Source organism: Latilactobacillus parasakei (assembly GCF_049674265.1).
GTDB classification, from domain to species: domain Bacteria; phylum Bacillota; class Bacilli; order Lactobacillales; family Lactobacillaceae; genus Latilactobacillus; species Latilactobacillus sakei.
In genome coordinates, this window is the sequence record NZ_CP186861.1 from 1,957,791 (window position 1) to 1,981,348 (window position 23,558).

Consider the following 23,558-nt stretch of genomic DNA (forward strand, 5'->3'; position numbering starts at 1 on the left):
CTACTAACTAGCAGTTGATTTTAATAGGTTTTTCTAGCCAAAACCCGTATACTAAAACTATTAATTGAAGGAGTTGACTGACATGCAAAAATTAGGCATTATTGGTACAAATTGGATTACAGGCCAGTTTGTGAACGCAGCGCGCGATGCAGAAGCGTTCAAATTGACAGCGGTTTATTCGAGAACTGAAGAAAAGGCGGACCAGTTTAAAACAGACTATACTGCGCCTGACGCAAATACGTATACAACCCTCGATGGTTTTTTTGAAAGTCGCGATTTTGAAACCGTTTATATCGCATCCCCCAATAGCTTGCATTTTAAACAAGCCAAACAAGCAATCGAAGCCGGTAAAAATGTGATTGTTGAAAAACCAGCTTTCAGTAATCCGGACGAAATGGCAGACATGATTGCTTTATTAGCGGATCATCCCGATCAGTTCTTATTTGAGGCAGCGCGCCAAATTCATGAAGCTAATTTCAAAATTGTGCAAGACGCGATTGCCAAATTACCAAGTATTAACGGGGCAACCTTGTCGTATATGAAATACTCATCTCGCTATGATGCAGTTTTAGCGGGTGAAGAACCCAATATTTTCTCACCTCATTTTTCAGGTGGTGCCTTACAAGATTTAGGCGTTTATGTTGTTTACGATGCACTCAGCTGGTTTGGCCAACCAATCACGGTTGATTACCAAGCTGAAATGCTACCAACTAAGGTAGACGGTAAAGGGGTCGCAACCCTTCATTACCCAGACTACGATGTGACTTTAATCTTTGGTAAGACAGTAGACTCATACTTAACATCAGAAATTTATGGCGGCCAAAGCACAATCGTTTTAGATAATGCGGGCACAATTGGCCAAGTCGATTTATATGAAGAAGGTGGCCAAAAAATAACATCCCTCGGCGAACAATCACTTGCTAATCCAATGATGGCTGAAGCGGCAACTTTTGCAACCATTATTGCTAATCACGACACAAAACGGTATCATGAATTATTACAACTAAGTCAATCGGTCAATGCCGTTTTATATCAATTAAGACAATCGGCCGGGATCCAGTTTGATGCAGATCAACATTAACGGAGGCAATACATGAGCGTTTCACCATTATTTCAAGCACTATGGGATGAACAAGGGTTTAAGGACCTTTCCCCAATTCAAGAAGCAGTTTACCAACCTTTAAAACAGGATAAATCAATTTTGGGCTTAGCCCCAACTGGTTCAGGGAAGACACTTGCGTTTTCACTACCTTTATTAGAAAAAATTATGCCCGGTGAAGGTCTCCAAGTCCTCATTTTGGCCCCTTCACAAGAACTCGTGATTCAAACACGAGACGTGATTCAACCTTACGCAAAAGCAATCGATTGTAACGTCCAAGCGATTACTGGTAAAGCCAACGTGAAGCGCCAAATCGAACGGCTCAAGGCGAAACCAGAAATTATCGTTGCAACCACTGGGCGTTTATTGGAACTCAGTGAACAACGCAAGGTAAAATTCCATACGCTTCAAGCCATCATTATGGACGAAGCGGACGAATTACTAACCGACAGCGGCTTATCAGAAACGCGCCACATTGTGCAAGAATCACCAGCTGATGTGCAATTGGGCTTTTTTTCAGCAACTTCAACGGATACACTAACCGATCTTGAAACTTGGTTTGGTGTCCCAATTGAAACAATTGATGTGCGGTCAATCGATAAGACTGGTGGGGATGTCCTACACGCCTTTATTCCAACTGGTAATGCGCAAAAAGTCAATGTCTTACGGCATTTAGCGCATCAAAAGAACTTTAGAGGTTTGGTGATCTTTAACCAGTCTGCTCAATTACTACAAGCGGCTCAAACCTTGAAACACCAAAAGGTAACGTATGCTGCTTTATCTGGCCAGGGACGCCAAACAGAACGTCAAAAGGCGTTAAAAGACTTCCGTGAAGGTAAGATTCAACTGCTTTTAGCGACGGATGTTGCTGGACGGGGCTTAGATATTACTGACTTACCATACGTCATTAACTTTGACGTGCCTAACGCTAAGATTACCTATATTCATCGGGCTGGTCGGACTGGTCGGATGGGTCGCGAAGGAACGGTATTAACGTTGGGTAACCAACATGATGGCCGTAACTTGCGGAAATTGTTAGCACCAGAATATGATTTAGTGACCCGTTATTTGGTCGGCGATCATTTGGAAGAAACAAAACCAGCAGTTGTGAAGGAAGCCGCACCGGTTCAAAAAGCCGCTGCCACACCAACGCAACAACCAACGAAAACACCGGTTGCTGATGACAAACCAATGGGTGAACGAAGTAAGGCAAAAGTGGCTAAGAAACCAGTGCCAACTCGCCAACCTGCTGAACCATTAAAGCCAAAACGTAAGAAAAATCGTAAACGCGATCAAAAGAATAAGGGCTATCACAAGAAAAACAAAGATTTAACGGTCTAGCCCAAACAGAGAAGAAACCTTAATTTAATTGAGGTTTCTTTTTTATTTGGGCGGTATTGTGAGGGAGTGGGCAAGCTATTTATTGACAATTCTAGTTAAGCGTTTACAATATAAGTAAGGGTTTTATTTCGTTTGACGGACACTTGAGCGAACGGACTCGCTGGGAGTTGATTTTTAATTTGTAAGCCTTTTATCTAAATTGGACAAGACCACGTTAGACCTCAGTTATCGCTAACGGCCTTGGGACAACTAAGAGGCAAGCGTGAAAGTCAGTGACGAGCTAAATTTTAGGAGGTGCCGACAATGGCAGATGAACAAAACTTAGAAACAATCATGGGATTGATTATTAATGGTGGGAACGCCAAGAGCAGTGCAATGGAAGCAATTCAGGCCGCTAAGAAGGGTGACTTTGACCAAGCTGCTGCTAAGTTACAAGAATCAGATGCTGCGTTATCAGAAGCACATAATGTCCAAACCGGGATGTTAACTAAGGAAGCAAGTGGCGACCATATTGATGTCACTTTATTAACCGTTCATTCTCAAGACCATTTAATGAACGCCATTACGTTCAGAGACCTTGCCGGCGAAGTGGTCGATGTTTATCGTAAGATGGCTGGCTTACCTGTTGAAACGTACTAAATTTAGAGAAAGAGCGTGATTGCGTTATGGAGATTAAACAAAATTTGAGTATGCCTGCGAGTGATTTCTATCAGAAGATTATTACGTCTGTTTTATTTGATATCAAACAACAAACCGGCGAAAAAATTACCGAAGCGCAACTTGCTAATTATTCGTATCAAAAATCGTTTGGTAATCGCGGTAAAGCAACCTTGAAGGTCACTCAGTTGATCAAGGATCAGAGCTATCATTACGAAACAACCTCTTCACGGGGAACTTACCAATCGAGTTATGATATTTTTGCCAATGGCCCCCAAGCAATCCAAGTGATTTATCGGGAACAGGCCAAGGCAAACAGTAAACTACAACAAACGAATGATTTATTGATGGGTGCTGTTTTAGGCTTTATGAGAAAACGGGGCTTCAAAAAAATGTTGAAGCAAATCGAAAAGTCATATCTAGCGGGATAAGGAGAGAGTTTGATCATGGAATATCAACAATTAGCACCATTCCCACAAGATTTTCTATGGGGTTCAGCTTCGGCGGCCTATCAGATTGAAGGGGCTTATCAAGGAGCGGGCAAGGGCCAGTCTGTCTGGGATCAGTTTGTCCGGATTCCTGGGAAGACCTATAAGGAAACTAACGGGGATGTCGCGGTTGATCACTATCATCGTTATCGAGAAGACGTGGCGTTGATGGCGCGGGCGGGTTTAAAAGCCTATCGCTTCTCAATTTCGTGGCCACGGGTATTGCCTGATGGGCGAGGCACTGTGAATGAAGAAGGCTTAGCTTTTTATGATCGTTTAATTGATGAATTAATTGCTAATCAGATCGAACCGATTGTCACAATTTATCATTGGGATTTACCCCAAGCCTTGCAAGATGAATATGGTGGTTGGGAATCTCGGCAGATTATTCCGGATTTTACAGCTTATGCAGCCTTACTATTCGAACGTTTTGGCGATCGTGTTCGTCATTGGGTAACCTTGAACGAACAAAATATTTTCATTACGCACGGCTACTTAACCGCAGAACACCCACCAGCAGTGATGGATGCCAAACGGACTTATCAAGCCAACCATATGGCGAACTTAGCCAATGCGAGTGTGATTAAGTTGTTCCATGAAAAAGGTTATCAAGGTGGAATTGGCCCTAGCTTTGCCTATAGTCCAACCTATGCCTTAGATGCTGATCCAGCGAACCAGATTGCGGCTGATGATGCTGAGCAATTGAACGCTGATTTATGGTTGGATGTTTATGCTTGGGGTCGCTATCCGAAGTTAATTCTAAATTATTGGGCGCGCGAAGGGTTGCTGCCAGATATCACGGCAGCAGACCAAGCATTACTACAAGACCCATTAGCCCGGCCTGATTTCATGGGACTCAACTATTATCAAACGACAACCGTGACGGCTAATCCGTTGGTCGGTGGCGTTGGGTTAACCAAACAAAACACTTCCGGTAAAAAAGGAACGAGTCAAGCGAGCGGTGTGCCAGGGCTTTTCAAGACGGCTGACAACCCGTATATGCAACAAACCGACTGGGATTGGAATATTGACCCAGAAGGTCTTAGAATGGCATTACGGCGCATTGAGAGTCGTTATAGCTTACCGGTCTTAATTACCGAAAACGGTTTGGGTGCTTATGATCGCCTCGATGGCGCCGGTGAAGTGCACGATGATTACCGAATTACCTTTTTAAAGGCCCACATTCAAGCAATTCAAGAAGCTATTACAGATGGCGTGACCGTTATTGGTTACACAACTTGGAGTTTTACGGATTTATTGAGTTGGACGAATGGTTATCAGAAGCGCTACGGTTTTGTCTACGTCGATCGGGATGAAACTGATGAAAAGGAACTTAATCGCTATCCTAAGGACAGCTTTTATTGGTACCAACGCGTCATTCGAAGCAACGGGCAACAATTAAATTAAAAAATAAAGGAAGTTCCTGTCAAAACGGGAACTTCCTTTTTTGTGCAATTACGCTTAAAATAGCTGTATTAGATAAAACGAGGTGCGGCAATGACAACCCAACAAAGAAGAGACGCCATTTTAGCGGCGATTAAAGACAGTGATCAACCGATTAGTGCCAAGCAACTAGCCCAAACCTATCATGTAAGTCGCCAGACAATCGTGGGCGATATTGCGCTAATTCGAGCGCAGGGTGTCAATATTATTGCGACGGTCAGTGGCTATTATTACCAAACAACAACTCAACAAATTACCGGTTATCGCGCACAATTGGTGTGCCAGCACACACAAGCCAAGACGCGCGCTGAATTAACCGCCATTGTTCAAAATGGTGGGCGAGTGATTGACGTCACAGTTGATCATCAAGTCTACGGCGAAATAACGGGGCAACTAGGCATCAACAACTTGACAGATGTCAAAGGATTTATGCAGAAAATTAAAAAATATCCCGAACAAAAACTACTCTCAACACTTACTGGGGGGATTCACCTACATACCATCGAATGCGCTTCCGAACAGGATTTTGAACGGATTAAAGCGGCCTTGTCAGCACTTGATATTCTCTACGTTAACAATTAGGGTGTCTTGACACCTGTAAACCTAAGAAGTATGATAAACACAATTATTATCAACTTTGGAGGCGGATTTGAGATGACAAAAGAACATCACAAACTATTATGGGCAGCTGGTGGGGCCTGGCTGTTTGATGCGATGGACGTGGGCTTACTATCATTTGTAATCGCGGCCCTCGCTAAAGAATGGCACCTTAACAGTGGTCAAATGGGTTTAATTGGTAGTGTTGGGTCAATCGGGATGGCGATTGGGGCCGTCTTCTTCGGTGCTTTGGCCGATAAAATTGGGCGGCGGAATAGCTTACTGTTCTCGCTATTACTTTTTTCAATTGGAAATGGCTTATCAGCGCTTAGCCCATCATTAATCGTCTTCATGGCCTTACGGTTATTAGTGGGGATTGGGTTGGGTGGCGAGTTACCAGTTGCTTCGACGTTAATTTCAGAGAATACACCGGACTCAACACGCGGTCGGGCAGTCGTCTTACTAGAGAGTTTCTGGGCAGCCGGTTGGTTAGCCGCTAGTTTACTGGCATATTTTGTGATTCCTAATTGGGGTTGGCGCGTTGTCTTATTGATTACGTCGCTCCCTGCAATTTACACGTTAGTTCTTCGGGAGCACGTCAAGGATAGCCACGAACCAACTACGATTCAAAAGCCATTGCCCTTTATGCAACGCGTTACGAAATTGTGGCAACCAGCTTACCGCCAAAAAACAGCCTTATTGTGGTTTGTGTGGTTCTTAGTCGTCTTTTCTTATTACGGAATGTTCCTCTGGTTACCAAGTGTGATGGTGCTCAAAGGCTTTAGTTTGGTCAACAGTTTTGGGTACGTCTTAATCATGACTTTGGCGCAGCTACCAGGTTATTTCTCGGCAGCTTGGTTAATCGAAAAGTGGGGCCGTAAATGGGTTCTCGGCAGTTTCTTAATCGGAACGGCGATCAGCGCCTATTTCTTTGGTACCGCCCAATCAGTCGTTCTATTAATTAGTGCCGGCGCCTTGTTATCCTTTTTCAATTTGGGTGCGTGGGGCGCGTTGTACGCCTACACACCAGAACAATATCCGGCCATTATTCGTGGCAGCGGAAGTGGGTTAGCCGCTGCAGTTGGGCGGATTGGTGGGATTGTCGGACCGTTTTTAGTCGGCTATCTCATCAATCAAAAAGTCTCAATCACAGTGATTTTTACGATCTTCACAGTTGCGATTTTAATGGCAGCCGGAGCCGTCCTCTTATTCGGAGTTGAAACGATGCATCAAAAAATGACAGATGTCGACTGAATATTGCTAAATCAACTTTACAGTTAATTCACGAGATGCGATAATGAGAGTTATAGGCTCTCGTGGCTCAACTGGATAGAGCAATCGCCTCCTAAGCGATAGGTTGCGAGTTCGATTCTCGCCGGGGGCATCTTAAGTAAATAAGCAACAACAAAATAAAAGAAGAAAGTTTAGCGTTAATAACGCTAAATTTTCTTCTTTTTGCGTAAATACGGACGCTAAGAGGGCAAATTATTGTTTAAAGGGCTAGTTTATGGGCTTCCAATATCACTATTGCTGTGGGGGATTATTATTGCCTTGGTTTATTTTTTTATTTGAGAATTAGGCGCAAAGCCGGTCTGAATTAGCTCGTGAGATTGAATTCGTTTTCATTTTCAGAAAGTTGTCAAAGGTGATTCATATTCAGTAAAAATATGGTAAAATAGACTCGTATTCAAAAATCGCAACTAAAAAGTTGCAATTAATCTGGAGGCTTTTTCATGTCATTAGTTAATGGTACAGAAATCTTTAAAGCTGCTCGTGAAGGTCATTACGCTGTTGGTGCTTTCAACACAAACAACCTTGAATGGACACGTGCTATCTTAGGTGCTGCTCAAGAAACTAACACACCAATCTTGATCCAAACATCAATGGGTGCTGCTAAATATATGGGTGGTTACGAATTATGCAAGAACTTGGTTGAACAAACAATCAAGTCAATGAACATCACTGTTCCTGTTATCATGCATTTAGATCACGGTAACTACGAAGCTGCTAAAGAATGTATCGAAGTTGGTTACAACTCAGTTATGTTCGATGGTCATGATTTACCATTCGAAGAAAACTTAGCAAAGACAAAAGAAATCGTTGCTTTAGCACATGCTAAAGGTATCTCAGTTGAAGCCGAAGTTGGTTCAATTGGTGGCGAAGAAGACGGTATCGTTGGTGCTGGTGAATTAGCTGATGTTGAAGAAGCTAAACAATTAGCAGCTGCTGGTCCTGACTACTTAGCTGTTGGTATTGGTAACATTCATGGTGTATACCCTGAAAACTGGCAAGGTTTAAGCTTTGACCGTTTAGAAGAATTAGCTGCTGAAATCAAGATTCCTCTTGTATTACACGGTGGTTCAGGTATTCCTAAGGAACAAATCCTTAAAGCAATCGACATGGGTATTGCTAAGGTTAACGTTAATACAGAACAACAAATTGCATGGTCAAAAGCTGTTAAAGCATACTACGCTGCAGACAAAGACGAAGCTGAAAAAGGCTTTGATCCTCGTAAAGTTCTTGCACCTGGTACAAAAGCAATCAAAGACACAGTTGAATCACGTATCGAATGGTTCGGTACACCAGCTGTTAAATAATTATTATTTATCAAAAAAGTCCAACTTCGGTTGGGCTTTTTTTATTGGCATTTTTTTGAAGGCTTGTGTTAAGATAATAGCAAAATAAAGGTGGGGCTAAAATGGACAATGTGGCACAATACTTGGCTGGTTTAGAAAATGATAATGATCGTGAACTTGCACTGTCAATGCACAAGATTATTTGTACGGCGTTGCCGGATGCCGAAGTTAAATTGGCTTACGGGTTAGTTGGCTATTACCAACCTAAGGCACTTTGTTATTTTGGCATTAACAAGCGCCATGTTGGTTTCTATCCAACGAATCAACCGATGGCTCATTTTGCAAAAAAAGTCGCGCCTTATCAAACGGGTAAAGGAACGCTGCAATTTAAAAAGGACAGTGCGGCATTTCCAGTTGAGCTCATCCAAAACATTGCACGTTGGCAGTTAGCGCAAGCACAAAAATAAGCTTACCCATAGCGGGTAAGCTTATTTTTGTTTAATGACCGCTCGTCACTTTAATCCCGATAATCCCAATCACGAGTAAAATCACGAATAACCAAGTTAACAAACTAAGATGTTCATTGAATAAAATCACACCGACTAAAATCGCCCCAACGGCACCAATCCCAGTCCAAACGGGGTAAGCGATACTGAGCGGTAAGCCTTTAGTTGCACGAATCAAAAAGCCAAAGCTAACGATCATCCCGACAATTGTTAATAACGTGTAGTTGAGCTTGGTAAAACCGCTACTCATCTTCATGGTAGTTGCCCACCAAACCTCTGCTAATCCTGCGATTAATAAATCAAACCATGCCATAATATAAAGCCTCCTAATGTTGTCGCGCCATAAAAAAAGGGCAGCCAATCACTTCTTCTATGACCTATAGAAGTGATTAACTGCCCGGTGGCAACGATTAAATTAAACCTATCATAGCAAATTTAGTGAACAAAGAAAAGCCTAACCGATTGAACCGCCAATTAAGTAGGTGACGACCATTGTTAAAACGCCGGTTAAGACGTTACGCAAAATACCCTTGAAGCGGTTGGCATGACCTAGCGTGGCACTTGTGTAGCCGGTAATGATTAAGGCAACAACAATGGATGCTACCGTCCCACTGACTTTGTAAGGATAAGGAATCGCTAGAATCGTGAGGATTGGTAAGAGCGAGCCTAAGATGAACGAGAAGAAGGATGAAAAAGCCGCGTGCCAGGGATTAAAATAGTGGTGTAGTTCAATGTTATATTTTTCGCGGAGCGTAATATCAAGACTATCCTTTTGCATGAAAGCTGTGGCAACTTGGTTAGCGAGCGGTGTCGGTAAGCCTTTTGACTCGTAGGTCCGTTGTAAACTAGCTACTTCAGCATCATATTCGTTTTGAATCGCTTCTTTTTGGAGGCGCATCATTGATTTTTGCGTATCACGTTGTGTGCTGACCGAAACGTATTCACCGCCGCCCATTGAAAAGGCGCCCGCTAACATGCCAGAAATCCCAGCTAAAAAGAGGGTATATTGGCTTTGGTGTGCACTAGCGACGCCAACCACAATCCCAGCAACCGAAATAATACCATCATTGGCACCTAGAACACCGGCCCGAATGATGTTGAGTCGTTCTGATAGATGAAAGTGATGTTCTAGTGGTTGCGCGTTGGTGGTCGTGATAGCCTTCATGAGCGAGATCTCCTTAGTATTGACTGATTTAACCTCATTATAGCTAATTGAGAAAGATTATCAATGTCTTTTGGGAAATCCTTCACAACAAAAGAATCGTGTCAAATCAATTGCTAGGTTAGATTCGAATGGTTATTAAGTGCAAGTGTTATTAAAGAAAATAAAAAGGATTGGGGCCAAATATGAATTTGGGACCAATCCTTGTTTAATTATAAAGCGGGTGTTAATAGGGCCTGATGGAAGTAGTAATAAGTGACGACTGTACAGACAATCCCAAATAACGAGATGACCACTAATAATTTAGTGGCCTGTTTTTGAAAATAGTAGTAGCCGGTTAAACCGACAAAAAAGGTGGTCAGGCAAATTGAAATACCCAACAGCATGAGCCAAAAAGTTAGCATTAGTCAGCCCAGTCACCGTTTCTGAAGACTGGGACGATTTGACCATCATGTGTTAAACCATCGATGTTCATATCACTTGAACCAACCATGAAATCAACGTGTGCTTGGCTACGATTTAAGCCAGCTGCTTTTAATTCTTCCTGTGTCATGTCAGTGCCACCTTCAATTGAAAAGGCGTAAGCTGAGCCTAAAGCCAAATGATTTGACGCATTTTCGTCGAATAACGTATTGTAGAAGGTGATCTTTGATTGTGAGATTGGTGAGGGGTCTGGTACTAAGGCCACTTCACCTAAACTCTTAACGCCTTCGTCTGTTTGTAATAGTTTTTGAAGGACATCGTTGCCTTCTTCAGCAGTGGCTTTAATCACGCGACCGTTTTCGAAGGTGAATTGCATGTGATTCAAAGTGTTACCAGCATAGCTCAATGGTTTAGTGGATGAGATATAACCGTCAATATGGTTGGCATCAGCCGCTGAGAAGACTTCTTCAGTTGGCATGTTGGCAACAAATGGGCGACCATCGCTACTTTGGTTAGGACCACCAATCCAAATATGGTTTTCAGGTAAGCCGATTGTTAAATCAGTACCAGGAGCAGTATAGTGGAGGGCTTTGAATTGGGCAGCGTTTAATTCGGCTGCTTTAGCTTGTAATTTCTTGCCGTGTTCTTCCCAGGCTAAAATTGGATCTGGTTGGTCCACACGAGTTGTTTTGAAGATTTCAGTCCATAATTTATCAGTCGCTTCTTGCGCTTCTAAATCAGGGAAGACTTTGTGGGCCCAAGCAGGACTAGCAGCTGCTACAACGATCCAACTATTCTTGTTGGCTTGTGTGGCTTGGCGGACCTTGAGCATTGCTTTGCCATTGGCAAGTTGGGCAGCGGCAACGCGATCGCCATCTAAGCCCTTCAAGTTATCAGGGTCACTAGACATCACTGAAATTCGTTTAGCATTGTTTGCTAACCAGTAGTCGTATTCTTGTTTTTGGAAGTCTGGCACGTCAACCAAGCGGTCTTGGGCTTTGTGTTGCATGTTGATGCGATCAATAGCATCGTCTTGCCACTTGATGATTACTTCGGCAGCGCCTAAATCGTAACAAGCAGCCGTAATGTCGCGGGCGAATTCGGCTTGGCCAACTGCGATTTGAATGACAACGGTATCGCCGTCTTGGACATTGATCCCCGTTTTCGCGATTAATGCTGCGTATTTTTCAAGATTATGTTGGAAAGTTGTCATAAAAAAATCCTCCTTAAAGCCTATTTGATACCAATATCATAGCATAGGATGATTAAAAAAACTCGCCTTAACCATAAAAACGTTTTCATGTTATTTAATTTTGTGTTAGAGTGACATTAATGAATCTGTTTTAAGTCAATAATGAGGTGGGAGGTGCTGGTAAAATGGCACGTAAAAAAAGAATAAAAGCGGAACAAATTCTCGATAAAGCATATGAAATTGTTTTGAAGGATGGTTTGAAATCAATCACAGCCCGTAAATTAGCAACTGCTTTGGACTGCTCAACACAGCCGATTTACCTTGAATTTGGCAGTATGTCTGAATTGAAACAGGCCGTCTTAGAACAAGCTAAGGCGCGGTTAATTTGGTATGTCAGTGAAGAACAGCATCATGACGACGCACTTGTGAACTTGGGTGTGGGTTATATTCGTTTTGCGACGGTTGAACCAGAACTCTACCGGGCGTTATTTATTGATAACCATTTTGGTGCTGCAGAAACACGCGCTTTTGTTAACCAAGTGACTGATATTCGGCTCCACGATTATCAGCCACTCCAACGCCTGACAAAAGAACAGCAACAACAAGTGGTTAATGAAATTTGGATTACAATGACGGGCTTTGCGACGTTAATCAATGCACATTTGATACAATTTGATGAAGAATCCGCCTCAACACAAATCGGTGTGATGTTAATGCGCTGTTTTGAACTGGAACGGGTCTAAAAATAAAAAAAGTTGGTTATCGATTTTAAATCGATAACCAACTTTTTATTTCTTCTCTTTAACAATATAAACAGGACGATTTTTAACTTCTAAATAAATCTTACCGATGTATTTACCGACAATCCCTAAACAAAGGAGTTGTAAGCCACCAACCATCAGAACAACTGAGATGAGAGATGGCCAACCGCTCGTTGGATCACCGAAGATAATCGCACGAATAACGATGAAAATTAAGGCGATTGAGGCAATAATAAATGAGAAGAAACCGATAAATGAGGCAATTGCTAGCGGTGTTTCTGAGAAGGTGACAATCCCATCAAGTGAGTACTTGAAAAGTCCCCAGAAAGACCAGCTAGTTGTGCCGGCAACACGATCTTGATTTTGATATTCAAGATATTTAGTATCGAAGCCCACCCAACTGAAGATACCTTTTGAAAAACGATTGTATTCAGTCATTTCAAGAATGGCATCGACCATTTGACGGGTCATTAAACGGTAATCACGTGCACCGTCCACAATTTTAGTTTGAGAAATATGATTGATAATTTGATAGAATTTTTTCGCGAAGAATGAACGCACGGGTGGTTCGCCAGCACGAGTTGTCCGGCGGGTTCCAACACAATCGTACCCCTCAACTTCGATACCTTGAATCATTTCAGGTAATAAAGCGGGTGGGTCTTGGAGATCGACATCCATGACGGCCACATAATCGCCAGTAGCGGCTTGTAAACCAGCATATAATGCCGCTTCTTTACCAAAATTTCTCGAAAATGAGATGTAATGCACGTGTTCAGGATCTTGTGCTTGTAATGTCCGCATTGCTGGTAAAGTTTGATCAGCAGAACCATCGTTAATAAATAAGTATTCGATAGCATGATCTGGTAATTGAGCCGCAACTTTTTCAACTGCTACATAAAATAGTGGGACTGATTCTTGCTCATTAAAACAGGGGACAATAATTGAAATCGTTTTGCTCATGTTAAGCCTCCGTTGACTTATTGAAAATCCATTTACTGAAGATGTAGTTTGCCAGGATAATCACAAATTGATCGATAATCTTGACCACCATGTTTGGACCATGGAGCATTGAAATCCCGACAAACATTATCGCAGTATCCATTATATAGGATATACCACGGAAGAAAAAGAAACTAGCCATTTCACGTGAAAAATCTCTAAAAGTCGTGTATTTTGACTGAAAAACCCAGGTTTTATTGGTGAAAAAAGCAAAGAGGACGGATAAAAACCAAGCGATGGTATTGCTGAGTAAGTAATACATGCCGGTATAGTGATCTAAAAGATAGAAAACCACCATGTTGACGGCGGTGGTTAATACACCAAAGACCAGATACATTAATTGTTCCCAATATTTATGAATGAGATTTTGAATTGTTTTAATCATGATCGCCTCGTTTTAAAATAGTATGATAATGGCGCAGAATACGACCACGTAAGGCCATCTGCCGCTCACTTTTCTTAAAGGTGTAGCTGGTCGTAATGTAATTGACGATGCCGACGATTAATTGGTCGACAATCTTGGCTGTCATACTTTGCCAGCCTAAAAATGAGATGGCAACAATCATCAGACCATTATCTAAGAAAAAGGAAACGCCGCGGAAGAAGAAAAAGGAAATCACTTCGCCAAAGAGCGCCTTGAAAGTTGTGTATTTCGATTGGAACACTAAGGACTTATTGGTGAAAAAGCCAAATAGGTTCGCCAGTAACCAAGCAATCGTGTTTGCTAATAAGTAAGGCCAAACGATTGTATGGCGAAAGACCCAGTAAGTGAAGATGTTGACCAGGGATGCTAGAAAACCAAAAACGGTGTAGGTCAATAAATCTCGGTATTTAAATAATAGCCGCTTAATAAAAGCCATAAAAAGAGCCCCTAAATTAATAATAGAATGTAAAACTAAAATAAGAAAACTGGGCCCAAAGCAAAAGGGAATTGCCCTAGACCCAGTGGGGAAATGTTGAATTGGTGAAGATGTTGCTCAAAGTATCTAGCTTTGAGGGGAGTCACCTCGGTTTAGAGGGCACTCTGACTTGAAACGTGCTTTCTAAAGCTGACTCTTTCGCTTAGCGACACTTGTCAAACTAGCAATTGCATCGCTAATTCGCCAAGTTAAGCTAATGCTCGGAGTCAAACCGCTTTATAGAGCACTCTGATTTGAAACGTGCTTTCTAAGCTAGCATCTTGTGCCTAGCTACGTCTAGCAAATAGGCAACAAAGTTGACTATTCACCAGCCTAGGCTAGTGCTCAGATGCTGACCAGCTTAGAGAGCACTCTGTTTTGCTACTATTTCTGCTACGAATTGTTCTAAGTGTTCAATGTCTTCTGCTTCTGGGGCGAGGTCAACCTTGACCACGTCTGAGCCTTTTGTTGCACCGGTTTGTTCGAAGACGCCGGCGAAATCGTCGACTACTTTACAGAATTCATCATAGAAGGTATCGCCTGAACCACAGACGCCGTAAACTTTACCGGTTAAATCCATTTCTTTTAAGTCTTCATAGAAGTCAACGGCTTCGTCTGGTAAATCACCGTCGTCGCCATAAGTGTAGCTGCAGACGATGCAGATGTCTGTGTCTTCAAAATCAGAAGGATCTGCTTGTGAGATTTCTGACGTTTCAACAGAGACGTCTAAGTTTTCGAGGGCTTCTTCTACGATATCGGCAATTTCCTCGTTATTACCGGTCATACTTGCGTAAACTACTTTTGCTGTTGCCATTATTAGGAACATCCTTTCACGTGTGCAATGGTATGATGGCCCGCAACTGACGGACCAAAATAAAGATTCTGCTATAAGGATTATAGCAAATGCCTAGAACTAAGAAAAGGCGTTGTGTTTAATCTTAATTAAAAAGCGGTCGGCCGTACAATTTTGAGTCAGATAGCGTATAATATGAAATTGAAGATAGACAGCGGGTTAACGCTGTCGATTTACCGTTCTAACGAATAGCGAATTGGTAACAATTATTGGAGGTTTCATTTTGATTACATTAAAATCTGAACGAGAAATTAAAGGCATGGCAGCTTCTGGCGCCGTCATCGCTGGTGTTCATCGCGGCCTACGCGATATTATCAAACCTGGTATTTCAAGCTGGGTTATCGAAGAATTTGCAAATGACTATATCGAAAAACAAGGTGCTAAGGCATCTGAAAAAGGTTTTGAAGGTTATAAGTATGCCACTTGCGTCTGTGTTAACGATGAAGTCGCACATGCTGTTCCTCGCAAAAACTTGATTTTAAAAGAAGGCGATATTGTCACTGTTGATATGACTGTTAACTTAGACGGTTACGAAAGTGATTCTTGCTGGACTTATGCGGTTGGCGAAATCGCACCAGAATTACAAAAATTAATGGATGATACTCGCAAGGCTTTATACCTTGGGATTGATCAAGCAGTCGTTGGCAATCGCTTAGGTGATATCGGCCATGCCATCCAACAATACACTGAAGTTGAAAACAACTACGGTGATGTCCGCGAATTAATCGGTCACGGTATCCAACCAACAATGCACGAACAACCTAACGTGCCTTCATACGGTGAAGCAGGTAAGGGATTACGCCTTAAAGAAGGGATGACCATCACAATCGAACCGATGGTCATCTTAGGTGGCACATGGCATATCAAGGCTAAGACAGTCCCTGGTGACGATTGGGAATACTATGTCTCAGCAGACGGTACAGCCTGTGCACAATACGAACACACAATTGCTATCACAAAAGACGGTCCAAAAATCTTAACATCACAAGACGCAGAAATGGACGCGAAATATTTATTGTAAGAAGTGCGTTTGAAACGGTTATACTTTGAGCATTAACAGAATTTGGCGAATTGGCGATGAAATCGCCGGTTTGACAAATTTAGTTAAGCGCAGAAGTATGTTTCAAAAAGCACGTTTAATAAAAGTGCGTAAGCCGACGGTTATATTTTGAACGTATCTAAAACAAGCACCACCTCAAGAAATCTTCTCAAAAAAATGAGAAGGTTTCTTTTTTTGTTTTCAGAAACCTATATGCTAGTTGCTTAATCATGTATAATATACACAAATAGTTAATTTTATAACATTTAGCGCTCTTGTTGAATGTCGGCCAAGACGCGTATACTAAGAATTTATGAGGAAAAATATGAAATCAGACGAACAGAGTCAATTGCCGGTTTTCAAACGCGATATTTCCGGTAAGCAGAAACTGATTGCCTTCATTAAGCTGATGATTCGGCGATCGTCAGAGGCTAACATCAGCGATAATGCTAAGATTATTGCCTATTACGCATTATTATCATTCTTTCCACTTCTAATCGTTATCGGGAACATTTTGCCATATTTTAAATTAGATGTGATGAGCGTTGCTGATTACGTTCGAACGGCGGTGCCACCAACCATCTTCAATCGCATTATGCCCGTTTTACAATCATTACTACATAAGCGCAACAACGGGTTATTGTCTGTCGGGATTTTGGGGACCTTATGGGCAGCAAGCATGGGGATCAATGCCATGAAGAACAGTATTAATCGGGCTTACCGAGTCGAAAAAATGCAAAACTTCCTATTAAAGCGACTCATTTCATTAGGGACCACATTAGTCTTATTACTACTGTTAGTTAGTTTGATTGTCGTCTTTACATTCGGGCAACAAGTGTTGGAACTAATCGCACCCATCTTCAAAATACCTGAAGACTACATCAATGTTTTCGGTCAATTAAAATGGCCGATTACCAGTATCGTCTTATTCGTGGTTTTAATCTTCGTTTACTTCTTCATTCCAAACGTTAAGATGCAATTGCGCAGCGTATTGCCTGGGGCCTTCTTAACGACGGTTGGCTGGTTGATATTAGCGCAAGCCTTCTCATTATATATGCGTTATTTTGGCACTTCTTGGAATAGTTACGGGACAATCGGTGCTTTTATTGTACTCTTGTTATGGCTTAATTATTCGGCGATGGTTTTGATGTTCGGTGCCGTTTTAAACGTGGTGATTGAAGAGGCCGGATACGGTCGCGTCGACGCCAGTCGGGGGAAAGTTTACGACTTCATTGAGCGTCGTAAGGGATAGACTTAATCATAAAACCCATTAATAATTAGGGCCGCAAGTAGTGTTGTAACATGACGGTAACAAAAAAGTGATTTCTTTTTAACATTGATTAACCTATAATATAATTATTATTCTCGTATCGTACACCTTGAGGAGGAAAGTTAGACATGAATTCAGACGAACCAGAACTACATCGTCACCATCACCATAAACACCATAAGAAAACATGGACCTTATGGAAAATCATTCTACTGGTCTTAGGTATCTTGGTTTTGGCGGGCGGTGCTTTCGCTGCGAAGGTCTACTATGATGTTGATCAAACGGCGAAGACTGTTTACAAGGCTAAAGGTAAAACACAGAATAAACGTAAAGCTAATCAAACGGTTAAGCTTAACAAAAAAACGCCATTTTCAATTTTATTATTAGGAACAGATACTGGTGAGTTAGGTCGTACGGAAAAAGGACGGACGGATACAATGATTCTAGCGACTGTCAATCCGCAGACGAAACAAACTAATATGTTAAGTATTGCGCGTGATTCACGGGTCACAATTACTGGTTACGGCCAAAAAGCTAAAATTAATGCCGCTTATTCATACGGCGGTATTCCAATGGCCATTAATACCGTGCAATCATTCTTGAATGTGCCGGTTGATTACTACGTCATGATGAATATGAAGGGCTTAGAACAATTGGTTGATGCAGTTGGTGGAGTCACGGTCGATAATGACCTGGACTTCACTTATGAAGGTCACCATTTCGAAAAGGGTTCAGTCACTTTAGATGGTGAGACAGCGTTGAAATTTTCACGGATGCGTTACGATGATCCCCGGGGTGATTTTGGGCGTCAACTTCGGCAACAAGCAATTATTCAAGCGGTCTTGAAGAAGGCTACTTCATTGAACTTAGTAACCCAGTATAATAAGTTCTTACAGATTTTAGAAAATAACATGCAAACCAATATGACCTTAAAGGATGTCTTGAACATTCAACATAATTATGGGGATGCGATGAACTTCAAGACAAAACAATTGAAAGGAACCGGTCAGATGATTGATGGCCAATCCTTCCAAGTGATGTCACCTGATGAAGTTTCAAACATGTCAACACTACTCAGAGAGCAATTAGATTTGAAGTAATACCAGTAAGGAGCTAATCAGTAATGGTTAACTTCTTTTCGTATGTGGTCTAGCATCACTGCGTAATCAACCTTTGGAGGATATTATGGAACAAACAATTAATATTGAACAGATTTTAGGGGTTTTACGGAAATATAGAAGGCTTATTGCAGGTTCAACAATCACTTTTACATTGTTGGCTGGAATTTTAACGTTTTTTGTTATTACACCCCAATATAGTGCATCAACAGAATTATTGGTTAATCGTAAACAAAATACAGATGCAAATATGCAATACAATCAGGTACAGACAGATGTACAGATGATTAATACTTATAAGGATTTGATTACGAAGCCAGTTATTATGGATTCAGTCGCTAAGAAAATTAATGATGGTAAAGCCGAAAAGTTGAGTGATGATCAAATTGCTTCAATGATTAGTATCGCAAATAACCAGAATTCACAGGTCTTCTCAGTAACAGCTAAAGCTGATAATGCCTACACTGCTGCCGATATTGCTAATATGACAGCTACTACTTTTCAAAAGAAAGCACCCAAGATTATGAGTGGGACGGATAATGTTTCGATTATTTCGAAAGCAAAACCTAACTTGACTCCCGTTTCCCCTAAAAATAAACTAAATGTTCTAATTGGGTTTATCATCGGTTTATTAATTGGTGTCGCCGTCGCATTTATTCGCGAATTAATGGATAAAACAGTTAAGGACGAAAGTTTCTTAACTGATGAACTCGGTCTGACTAGTTTAGGTGTTATTAATAATATCGCCCCTAAAGATCTAATCAAAAAAGCCATTATGCGTACAAGTACATTATCGAGAAGAGGGTAAGAATTCATGGGATTATTTAGAAAAGAAAAGAAGTTAGATCAAGACAGTATGAAAGAAGGGGTTGGGTTAATTACTTTAACCTCACCAACTTCAGTGATTGCTGAACAATTCCGGACCATTCGGACAAACATCCAATTCTCATCAATTGATCAAAAATTAAGAAGTATCGTCTTTACATCATCAGGCCCTTCACAAGGCAAATCAACGATCAGTGCCAATGTAGCGGTTACTTGGGCCGATCAAGGGGTCAATGTGTTACTAGTCGATGCTGATATGCGTCGTCCAACAATTCATCAAACTTTCCAGGTGCCTAACAAAAAAGGCTTAACATCTTTGTTAACCGAAGATGAATTTGACTTTAACACGACGATTCAAAAAACACCGGTAGAACATTTATTCGTCTTACCTTGTGGCGTTGTACCACCTAATCCATCAGAATTGTTAAATACGAAAAAGATGGATAAGTTAATTGTTGAATTAACAAAGCACTTTGATCTTGTCATTTTTGATGCACCGCCCGTAATTTCAGTGACAGATGCACAAATTTTAGCAAGTAAAGTGGATGGGACGATATTAGTAGCACCACAAGGGATTGCTGATAAACGCTCTGTTATTAAATCTAAGGAACTATTAGATGTAGTTCACGCACGGATCTTGGGGACGATCATGAATCGCGTGAAACCAGAAAATACAGGTGGTTACTATGGCGGCTATTATGGTGGCTACTATGGTGCAGAAGAATCTAAGAAATAGTTTGAATTGGGGGAAATAAAGCATGGAGATACAAAAGCAGGACACTAGTCGGGCGTCTATTGAGAATACACGCCAAGTAATGCTTTTTAATCAGGCTGTGTTAGATCAGCGGTATATTTATCGCGGTTTAAAACGTTTATTCGATATTGTTGCTAGTTTGGCGGGGTTAATTTTATTAAGCCCGCTATTTTTGGTACTTGCGATTTGGATTAAAGTTGATGATTCAGCGGGTGGTGTTTTTTACTCACAGACTCGTTTAGGTTTAAAACAAAAGAAATTTAAAATGTATAAGTTTAGATCAATGTGCAGCGATGCTGATCAAAAATTAAAAGACCTTCTTAAATATAATGAGGTTGAAGGTGCTATGTTTAAGATGAAAGAAGATCCCAGGATTACGAAAGTTGGGCATTTTATTCGTAAATACAGTATTGACGAATTGCCGCAATTGTGGAACGTCTTAGTTGGTGATATGACACTTGTTGGACCACGACCTCCATTGGAACGAGAAATTAAAGAATATACCGATTATGACTGGCAACGATTAATGGTTAAGCCTGGTTGTACCGGGTTGTGGCAGGTAAGTGGTCGTAATAGTATTGGGTTCCATGAGATGGTTGAATTGGATTTAAAATATATTAGAAAAAGTAGTTTGGTTTATGATTTGGGTATTCTCTTCAGAACAGTCAAAATTATGATTATGCCAAATGATGCGTACTGAGTTGGAGAGAATAGAAATGAAAATTGGATTAGCAATTCCTACTTATAATGCAGGAACAAATTTGAATGATGTATTAGAAAAGATAGTTAAATCAAGTATAAATATTGACAGAAAAATAATTGTTGATTCTGAATCCAAGGATCAGACAGTCGCAATTGCGAAAGATAAAAACTTTGAAATATACAGTATACAGCAGAAAACATTTACGCATGGGTTAGTTAGAAAAAAAATATCTGAGATATTATCTGATTGTGATTATATTATTTATATGACTCAAGATGTTTATGTTGAACCTACGGCATTAGAGAATTTAGTGAAATATATAGCGGAACATCCTATTATGGCTATTGCGTATGGAAAACAGTCTGTTGATATGAATAAAACCGATATTTTTGAAAAAAAAGATAGAAGCTTCAATTATCCTGATTATGATATGGAAAAATCTTATGCCGATAAAGAGCAGCTTGGAATCAAAACTGTTTTTTCATCTGATGCTTTTGCAATCTATAGAAGAGCTGTTTTATTAGAAGTAAATAATTTTCCAGAAAAATTAAATTTTTCAGAAGATATGTATATGGCAGCGAAAGTCGTGAAGGCTGGTTATACAGTTGGATATTGCTCTAAAGCAATTGTAATACATTCACATAGCTATACGCTCAAAGATCAGTTTAGAAGGTACCAAAGTATAGGTGAGTTCCATGGACAAAATAAATGGATACAAGAAGAATTTGGTACAAACGAGAAAGAAGGTTTAAAATCTGTTTTTTCAGAATGGAAATATTTAATTAGAAATAATAAACCACTTAAAATTCCCTATTCAATTATGAGAACAGGCGTTAAGTATTTAGGGTATAAGTCAGGAACACGTAAAGGGAAAAATTAGGAGGGGAAAATGGACTGTAATTCTGATAGTCGTAGAGTAGGTTTAAAAGATATTCAAGATAAAGAATATGAAGTATTAATTGAATTATTGAAAGTATTTGAAAAGAACAATTTAAATTATACTATAACGGGTGGAACCGTTCTTGGAGCTAACTATTATAAAGACTTCATCCCATATGATGACGATATTGACTTGAGTATGCCTAGAGAAGATTACACTAGATTTTTGAATAGCATATATACGGAAATGCCAGCAGAATATAGAGTGAAACACTATACTTTAGACGAAGAGTTTAAGTATACAATTATTAGAGTTGAGAATACATCAATCGATATTGTGGAAGTTAGTGATCCAGAACAAAAAATTTCTCATCCGTCAATTGATATAGCACCATTGGATGGAACACCTAATAATCCTTTTTTAAGAAAAGTCTTTTTTTATAAACTTCTTTTTTACAGAAGTCTTTTATCATGGCATTATGCTAGCTCTATAAATATGTTAAAGCAACGAAGTATTGGTCAAAAATTCCTTATTAAAGTATTGAAGCTGTCAAAGCCATTCGGAAGTAAACTAAATCCACAGACTATTAAGTATAAAATTGATAATAACCTTTCAAAATATTCAATTGAAAATAGTTTATTTGCAGGAACTTACATGGGAGCGTATAAAGATAAAGAAATGATTCCGACGGAAATTTGGGGATCGCTAAAGAAGTATCCATTTAGAGAAATAGAAGTAAATGGACCAGAAAATACGGAATGCTATATAAAGACTGTTTATGGTGGTTTTAGAGAGTTATCTGAAGAAGAAGCATTTAGCGCCAGACACTATATTTTAAAATCTAATAATTAAAGGATTATAGAATGATTATTATATTGATATTAGCACAGAGTTTAATCTTTGGACTTTTAAAAAAATTTCAGAGAACAAGTGGTTTGCTAACTTTTATGACACTTGGGTTTTACAGTGGGATAGCAGATATTAGACATAATGCTGACTATAAATTATATTTGGCGAGTTTCGATATGAAATGGAGTAATTTTGAACAGGGATACACGTACTTTGCCCAGACGGCTAAAAATTACGGTGTTACTTATGAGAATTTTAGATTAGCGTTCTGTTTAATTACGTATTTCATTCTATTCATGGGCATTGTTAAGTTGACTGAAAATGTTGCCTTAGTATCTTTTCTATATGGTATTTCAATGTATCCGCTAGAGTCTATCCAAGTAAGAAACACATTAATGATTGCTATAATTACATGGATGGTTGTAGTTTTGAAAAAAGATGACAATTGGCGATACTTTGTTGCAATTATAATTGTCTGGATATCATCACTATTCCATAGTTTGGGATTGATATTTATTGTCATTCCAATATTTACTTATGTATTTAGAAATAGGGAATTTACTTATTATAAACATGCTTCATTAATTATTTATGGCTTGAGCATAATATTTGTAGCATTTGGGAAGGGAATATTAATCTCTTTATCTGTATTGATAACAAAATTATTTAGTGGAAGAGAATCACTAGCTAATAATTTAACTAATGTCTATTCCAACTCAGCTGTTAATAAAGTTTGGATTGCAATGTTAGTATTAGCGATTATCATATCTCTTTTCCCAGTTTTTAATAAGAAGTCGATTGTAGAAAATGAAATCTTAAAAGTTGAATATCGTCCGCTATTATGGATGTTAATTTTAGCTGCATTATCTATTCTATTGATGACTGTAACAGTTGATTATATTAGATTAATTAGAAATGTTAGTTTATTTTATTTTATTTGGACTGTAATTATTTTTAATAACGAAAAAATTCCCGTGACTACTCGATATTTTAATGTTGCAGCAGCGTCAATTATAGGTATTGTAATAATGGTCATTCAAGTTTTTGGTATTTATAAAATTGGCGATCAATTACCGTATATAATGAGAATTATTAATCAAAATATTATTATTAGGGGATAAAAA

General features: G+C 39.9%; 27 protein-coding genes and 1 tRNA gene. 20 read left to right on the top strand and 8 right to left on the bottom strand.

Annotated elements, in window-relative coordinates; translation table 11 throughout:
- Positions 1–82 precede the first annotated feature (82 nt).
- The 10 genes from ACPBEH_RS09720 to ACPBEH_RS09765 all read left to right on the top strand — a co-directional run bounded on the left by ACPBEH_RS09720 (position 83) and on the right by ACPBEH_RS09765 (position 8,668).
- Positions 83–1,081 carry a Gfo/Idh/MocA family protein gene (locus ACPBEH_RS09720; protein WP_129584070.1) on the top strand — a complete coding sequence of 333 codons (999 nt, stop codon included), beginning with the start codon at positions 83–85 and terminating at the stop codon, positions 1,079–1,081.
- A 12-nt stretch (positions 1,082–1,093) separates the two neighbouring features.
- Entirely contained in the window at positions 1,094–2,440 is a 1,347-nt protein-coding gene (locus ACPBEH_RS09725) for a DEAD/DEAH box helicase (RefSeq protein ID WP_254681460.1), read from the top strand.
- A 303-nt stretch (positions 2,441–2,743) separates the two neighbouring features.
- Entirely contained in the window at positions 2,744–3,079 is a 336-nt protein-coding gene (locus tag ACPBEH_RS09730; RefSeq protein WP_016265558.1) for a PTS lactose/cellobiose transporter subunit IIA, read from the top strand.
- 26 nt (positions 3,080–3,105) lie between these two features.
- Entirely contained in the window at positions 3,106–3,528 is a 423-nt protein-coding gene (locus tag ACPBEH_RS09735; RefSeq protein WP_424349031.1) for a DUF3284 domain-containing protein, read from the top strand.
- 15 nt (positions 3,529–3,543) lie between these two features.
- Positions 3,544–4,992 (top strand): glycoside hydrolase family 1 protein, encoded by a 1,449-nt coding sequence (locus tag ACPBEH_RS09740; RefSeq protein ID WP_424349032.1) that lies wholly within the window; start codon positions 3,544–3,546, stop codon positions 4,990–4,992.
- A 90-nt stretch (positions 4,993–5,082) separates the two neighbouring features.
- Positions 5,083–5,610 carry a transcription repressor NadR gene (locus tag ACPBEH_RS09745; RefSeq protein WP_076645485.1) on the top strand — a complete coding sequence of 176 codons (528 nt, stop codon included), beginning with the start codon at positions 5,083–5,085 and terminating at the stop codon, positions 5,608–5,610.
- A gap of 72 nt (positions 5,611–5,682) precedes the next feature.
- Positions 5,683–6,879 (top strand): MFS transporter, encoded by a 1,197-nt coding sequence (locus ACPBEH_RS09750; RefSeq protein WP_424349033.1) that lies wholly within the window; start codon positions 5,683–5,685, stop codon positions 6,877–6,879.
- Between the two features lie 56 nt (positions 6,880–6,935).
- Positions 6,936–7,009, top strand: a tRNA-Arg gene (locus tag ACPBEH_RS09755).
- Positions 7,010–7,358: 349 nt separating this feature from the next.
- A complete protein-coding gene (gene fba, locus ACPBEH_RS09760) occupies positions 7,359–8,222 on the top strand; it encodes a class II fructose-1,6-bisphosphate aldolase (RefSeq protein ID WP_011375222.1) in 864 nt (287 codons plus the stop codon).
- A gap of 101 nt (positions 8,223–8,323) precedes the next feature.
- Entirely contained in the window at positions 8,324–8,668 is a 345-nt protein-coding gene (locus ACPBEH_RS09765; RefSeq protein ID WP_424349034.1) for an iron chaperone, read from the top strand.
- Between the two features lie 31 nt (positions 8,669–8,699).
- Here ACPBEH_RS09765 and ACPBEH_RS09770 read toward each other — a convergent pair whose 3' ends face one another.
- The 4 genes from ACPBEH_RS09770 to ACPBEH_RS09785 all read right to left on the bottom strand — a co-directional run bounded on the left by ACPBEH_RS09770 (position 8,700) and on the right by ACPBEH_RS09785 (position 11,505).
- Positions 8,700–9,020 carry a DMT family transporter gene (locus ACPBEH_RS09770; protein WP_424349035.1) on the bottom strand — a complete coding sequence of 107 codons (321 nt, stop codon included), beginning with the start codon at positions 9,018–9,020 and terminating at the stop codon, positions 8,700–8,702.
- Positions 9,021–9,161: 141 nt separating this feature from the next.
- Complete coding sequence (locus ACPBEH_RS09775; protein ID WP_025016249.1) at positions 9,162–9,872, bottom strand: VIT1/CCC1 transporter family protein; 711 nt, start codon at positions 9,870–9,872, stop codon at positions 9,162–9,164.
- A gap of 209 nt (positions 9,873–10,081) precedes the next feature.
- Complete coding sequence (locus tag ACPBEH_RS09780; RefSeq protein ID WP_424349036.1) at positions 10,082–10,273, bottom strand: hypothetical protein; 192 nt, start codon at positions 10,271–10,273, stop codon at positions 10,082–10,084.
- The gene (locus tag ACPBEH_RS09785) at positions 10,273–11,505 is read right to left on the bottom strand and encodes an aminopeptidase (RefSeq protein ID WP_424349037.1); all 1,233 of its coding nucleotides are present in this window, start codon (positions 11,503–11,505) and stop codon (positions 10,273–10,275) included. Before ACPBEH_RS09785 ends, ACPBEH_RS09780 begins: the two co-directional genes overlap by 1 nt.
- Positions 11,506–11,669: 164 nt before the next feature.
- Here ACPBEH_RS09785 and ACPBEH_RS09790 point away from each other — a divergent pair, with 164 nt between their 5' ends.
- Complete coding sequence (locus ACPBEH_RS09790; protein WP_424349038.1) at positions 11,670–12,227, top strand: TetR/AcrR family transcriptional regulator; 558 nt, start codon at positions 11,670–11,672, stop codon at positions 12,225–12,227.
- Between the two features lie 45 nt (positions 12,228–12,272).
- Here the strand turns inward: ACPBEH_RS09790 and ACPBEH_RS09795 are convergent, their stop codons facing one another.
- From ACPBEH_RS09795 to ACPBEH_RS09810, 4 genes are all read right to left on the bottom strand, one after another.
- Positions 12,273–13,205, bottom strand: coding sequence for a glycosyltransferase family 2 protein (locus ACPBEH_RS09795; protein WP_424349039.1), 933 nt, complete (start codon positions 13,203–13,205; stop codon positions 12,273–12,275).
- Between the two features lies 1 nt (position 13,206).
- Positions 13,207–13,629, bottom strand: coding sequence for a GtrA family protein (locus ACPBEH_RS09800; RefSeq protein WP_280102742.1), 423 nt, complete (start codon positions 13,627–13,629; stop codon positions 13,207–13,209).
- The gene (locus tag ACPBEH_RS09805) at positions 13,622–14,104 is read right to left on the bottom strand and encodes a GtrA family protein (protein WP_424349040.1); all 483 of its coding nucleotides are present in this window, start codon (positions 14,102–14,104) and stop codon (positions 13,622–13,624) included. Before ACPBEH_RS09805 ends, ACPBEH_RS09800 begins: the two co-directional genes overlap by 8 nt.
- 400 nt (positions 14,105–14,504) lie before the next feature.
- Positions 14,505–14,957 carry a flavodoxin gene (locus ACPBEH_RS09810; RefSeq protein WP_424349041.1) on the bottom strand — a complete coding sequence of 151 codons (453 nt, stop codon included), beginning with the start codon at positions 14,955–14,957 and terminating at the stop codon, positions 14,505–14,507.
- A gap of 262 nt (positions 14,958–15,219) precedes the next feature.
- On the opposite strand from ACPBEH_RS09810, the gene map reads away from it, so the two are divergent.
- The 9 genes from map (at position 15,220) to ACPBEH_RS09855 (ending at position 23,555) form a co-directional block, all read left to right on the top strand.
- Entirely contained in the window at positions 15,220–16,017 is a 798-nt protein-coding gene (gene map / locus ACPBEH_RS09815) for a type I methionyl aminopeptidase (RefSeq protein ID WP_089535148.1), read from the top strand.
- Positions 16,018–16,360: 343 nt separating this feature from the next.
- Positions 16,361–17,287, top strand: coding sequence for a YihY/virulence factor BrkB family protein (locus ACPBEH_RS09820; protein WP_424349042.1), 927 nt, complete (start codon positions 16,361–16,363; stop codon positions 17,285–17,287).
- 146 nt (positions 17,288–17,433) lie between these two features.
- The gene (locus ACPBEH_RS09825) at positions 17,434–18,405 is read left to right on the top strand and encodes an LCP family protein (RefSeq protein ID WP_424349043.1); all 972 of its coding nucleotides are present in this window, start codon (positions 17,434–17,436) and stop codon (positions 18,403–18,405) included.
- 85 nt (positions 18,406–18,490) lie between these two features.
- On the top strand, positions 18,491–19,231 hold the full coding sequence (locus tag ACPBEH_RS09830) for a YveK family protein (RefSeq protein WP_424349044.1): 741 nt from the start codon (positions 18,491–18,493) through the stop codon (positions 19,229–19,231).
- Between the two features lie 6 nt (positions 19,232–19,237).
- Entirely contained in the window at positions 19,238–19,984 is a 747-nt protein-coding gene (locus ACPBEH_RS09835) for a CpsD/CapB family tyrosine-protein kinase (RefSeq protein ID WP_011375206.1), read from the top strand.
- 79 nt (positions 19,985–20,063) lie between these two features.
- Positions 20,064–20,702: a sugar transferase gene (locus ACPBEH_RS09840; protein ID WP_424350068.1), complete on the top strand. Its 639-nt coding sequence runs from the start codon at positions 20,064–20,066 to the stop codon at positions 20,700–20,702.
- Between the two features lie 16 nt (positions 20,703–20,718).
- Positions 20,719–21,585: a glycosyltransferase gene (locus ACPBEH_RS09845; RefSeq protein WP_158666986.1), complete on the top strand. Its 867-nt coding sequence runs from the start codon at positions 20,719–20,721 to the stop codon at positions 21,583–21,585.
- 9 nt (positions 21,586–21,594) lie between these two features.
- Positions 21,595–22,437: a LicD family protein gene (locus ACPBEH_RS09850; protein ID WP_424349045.1), complete on the top strand. Its 843-nt coding sequence runs from the start codon at positions 21,595–21,597 to the stop codon at positions 22,435–22,437.
- An 11-nt stretch (positions 22,438–22,448) separates the two neighbouring features.
- Positions 22,449–23,555 (top strand): EpsG family protein, encoded by a 1,107-nt coding sequence (locus ACPBEH_RS09855; RefSeq protein ID WP_424349046.1) that lies wholly within the window; start codon positions 22,449–22,451, stop codon positions 23,553–23,555.
- Positions 23,556–23,558 lie beyond the last annotated feature (3 nt).

Bases quoted from the DNA above. Each gene is read 5' to 3' on its own strand.
- ACPBEH_RS09740 (WP_424349032.1), top strand. From the start codon at position 3,544: ATGGAATATCAACAATTAGCACCATTCCCACAAGATTTTCTATGGGGT.
- ACPBEH_RS09805 (WP_424349040.1), bottom strand. From the start codon at position 14,104: ATGGCTTTTATTAAGCGGCTATTATTTAAATACCGAGATTTATTGACC.
- ACPBEH_RS09730 (WP_016265558.1), top strand. From the start codon at position 2,744: ATGGCAGATGAACAAAACTTAGAAACAATCATGGGATTGATTATTAAT.
- ACPBEH_RS09835 (WP_011375206.1), top strand. From the start codon at position 19,238: ATGGGATTATTTAGAAAAGAAAAGAAGTTAGATCAAGACAGTATGAAA.
- ACPBEH_RS09855 (WP_424349046.1), top strand. From the start codon at position 22,449: ATGATTATTATATTGATATTAGCACAGAGTTTAATCTTTGGACTTTTA.
- ACPBEH_RS09775 (WP_025016249.1), bottom strand. From the start codon at position 9,872: ATGAAGGCTATCACGACCACCAACGCGCAACCACTAGAACATCACTTT.
- ACPBEH_RS09765 (WP_424349034.1), top strand. From the start codon at position 8,324: ATGGACAATGTGGCACAATACTTGGCTGGTTTAGAAAATGATAATGAT.
- ACPBEH_RS09725 (WP_254681460.1), top strand. From the start codon at position 1,094: ATGAGCGTTTCACCATTATTTCAAGCACTATGGGATGAACAAGGGTTT.
- fba (WP_011375222.1), top strand. From the start codon at position 7,359: ATGTCATTAGTTAATGGTACAGAAATCTTTAAAGCTGCTCGTGAAGGT.
- ACPBEH_RS09720 (WP_129584070.1), top strand. From the start codon at position 83: ATGCAAAAATTAGGCATTATTGGTACAAATTGGATTACAGGCCAGTTT.
- ACPBEH_RS09735 (WP_424349031.1), top strand. From the start codon at position 3,106: ATGGAGATTAAACAAAATTTGAGTATGCCTGCGAGTGATTTCTATCAG.
- ACPBEH_RS09780 (WP_424349036.1), bottom strand. From the start codon at position 10,273: ATGCTAACTTTTTGGCTCATGCTGTTGGGTATTTCAATTTGCCTGACC.
- ACPBEH_RS09750 (WP_424349033.1), top strand. From the start codon at position 5,683: ATGACAAAAGAACATCACAAACTATTATGGGCAGCTGGTGGGGCCTGG.
- ACPBEH_RS09795 (WP_424349039.1), bottom strand. From the start codon at position 13,205: ATGAGCAAAACGATTTCAATTATTGTCCCCTGTTTTAATGAGCAAGAA.
- ACPBEH_RS09840 (WP_424350068.1), top strand. From the start codon at position 20,064: ATGCTTTTTAATCAGGCTGTGTTAGATCAGCGGTATATTTATCGCGGT.
- ACPBEH_RS09830 (WP_424349044.1), top strand. From the start codon at position 18,491: ATGGAACAAACAATTAATATTGAACAGATTTTAGGGGTTTTACGGAAA.
- ACPBEH_RS09845 (WP_158666986.1), top strand. From the start codon at position 20,719: ATGAAAATTGGATTAGCAATTCCTACTTATAATGCAGGAACAAATTTG.
- ACPBEH_RS09800 (WP_280102742.1), bottom strand. From the start codon at position 13,629: ATGATTAAAACAATTCAAAATCTCATTCATAAATATTGGGAACAATTA.
- ACPBEH_RS09820 (WP_424349042.1), top strand. From the start codon at position 16,361: ATGAAATCAGACGAACAGAGTCAATTGCCGGTTTTCAAACGCGATATT.
- ACPBEH_RS09770 (WP_424349035.1), bottom strand. From the start codon at position 9,020: ATGGCATGGTTTGATTTATTAATCGCAGGATTAGCAGAGGTTTGGTGG.
- ACPBEH_RS09810 (WP_424349041.1), bottom strand. From the start codon at position 14,957: ATGGCAACAGCAAAAGTAGTTTACGCAAGTATGACCGGTAATAACGAG.
- ACPBEH_RS09790 (WP_424349038.1), top strand. From the start codon at position 11,670: ATGGCACGTAAAAAAAGAATAAAAGCGGAACAAATTCTCGATAAAGCA.
- ACPBEH_RS09745 (WP_076645485.1), top strand. From the start codon at position 5,083: ATGACAACCCAACAAAGAAGAGACGCCATTTTAGCGGCGATTAAAGAC.
- ACPBEH_RS09850 (WP_424349045.1), top strand. From the start codon at position 21,595: ATGGACTGTAATTCTGATAGTCGTAGAGTAGGTTTAAAAGATATTCAA.
- ACPBEH_RS09785 (WP_424349037.1), bottom strand. From the start codon at position 11,505: ATGACAACTTTCCAACATAATCTTGAAAAATACGCAGCATTAATCGCG.
- ACPBEH_RS09825 (WP_424349043.1), top strand. From the start codon at position 17,434: ATGAATTCAGACGAACCAGAACTACATCGTCACCATCACCATAAACAC.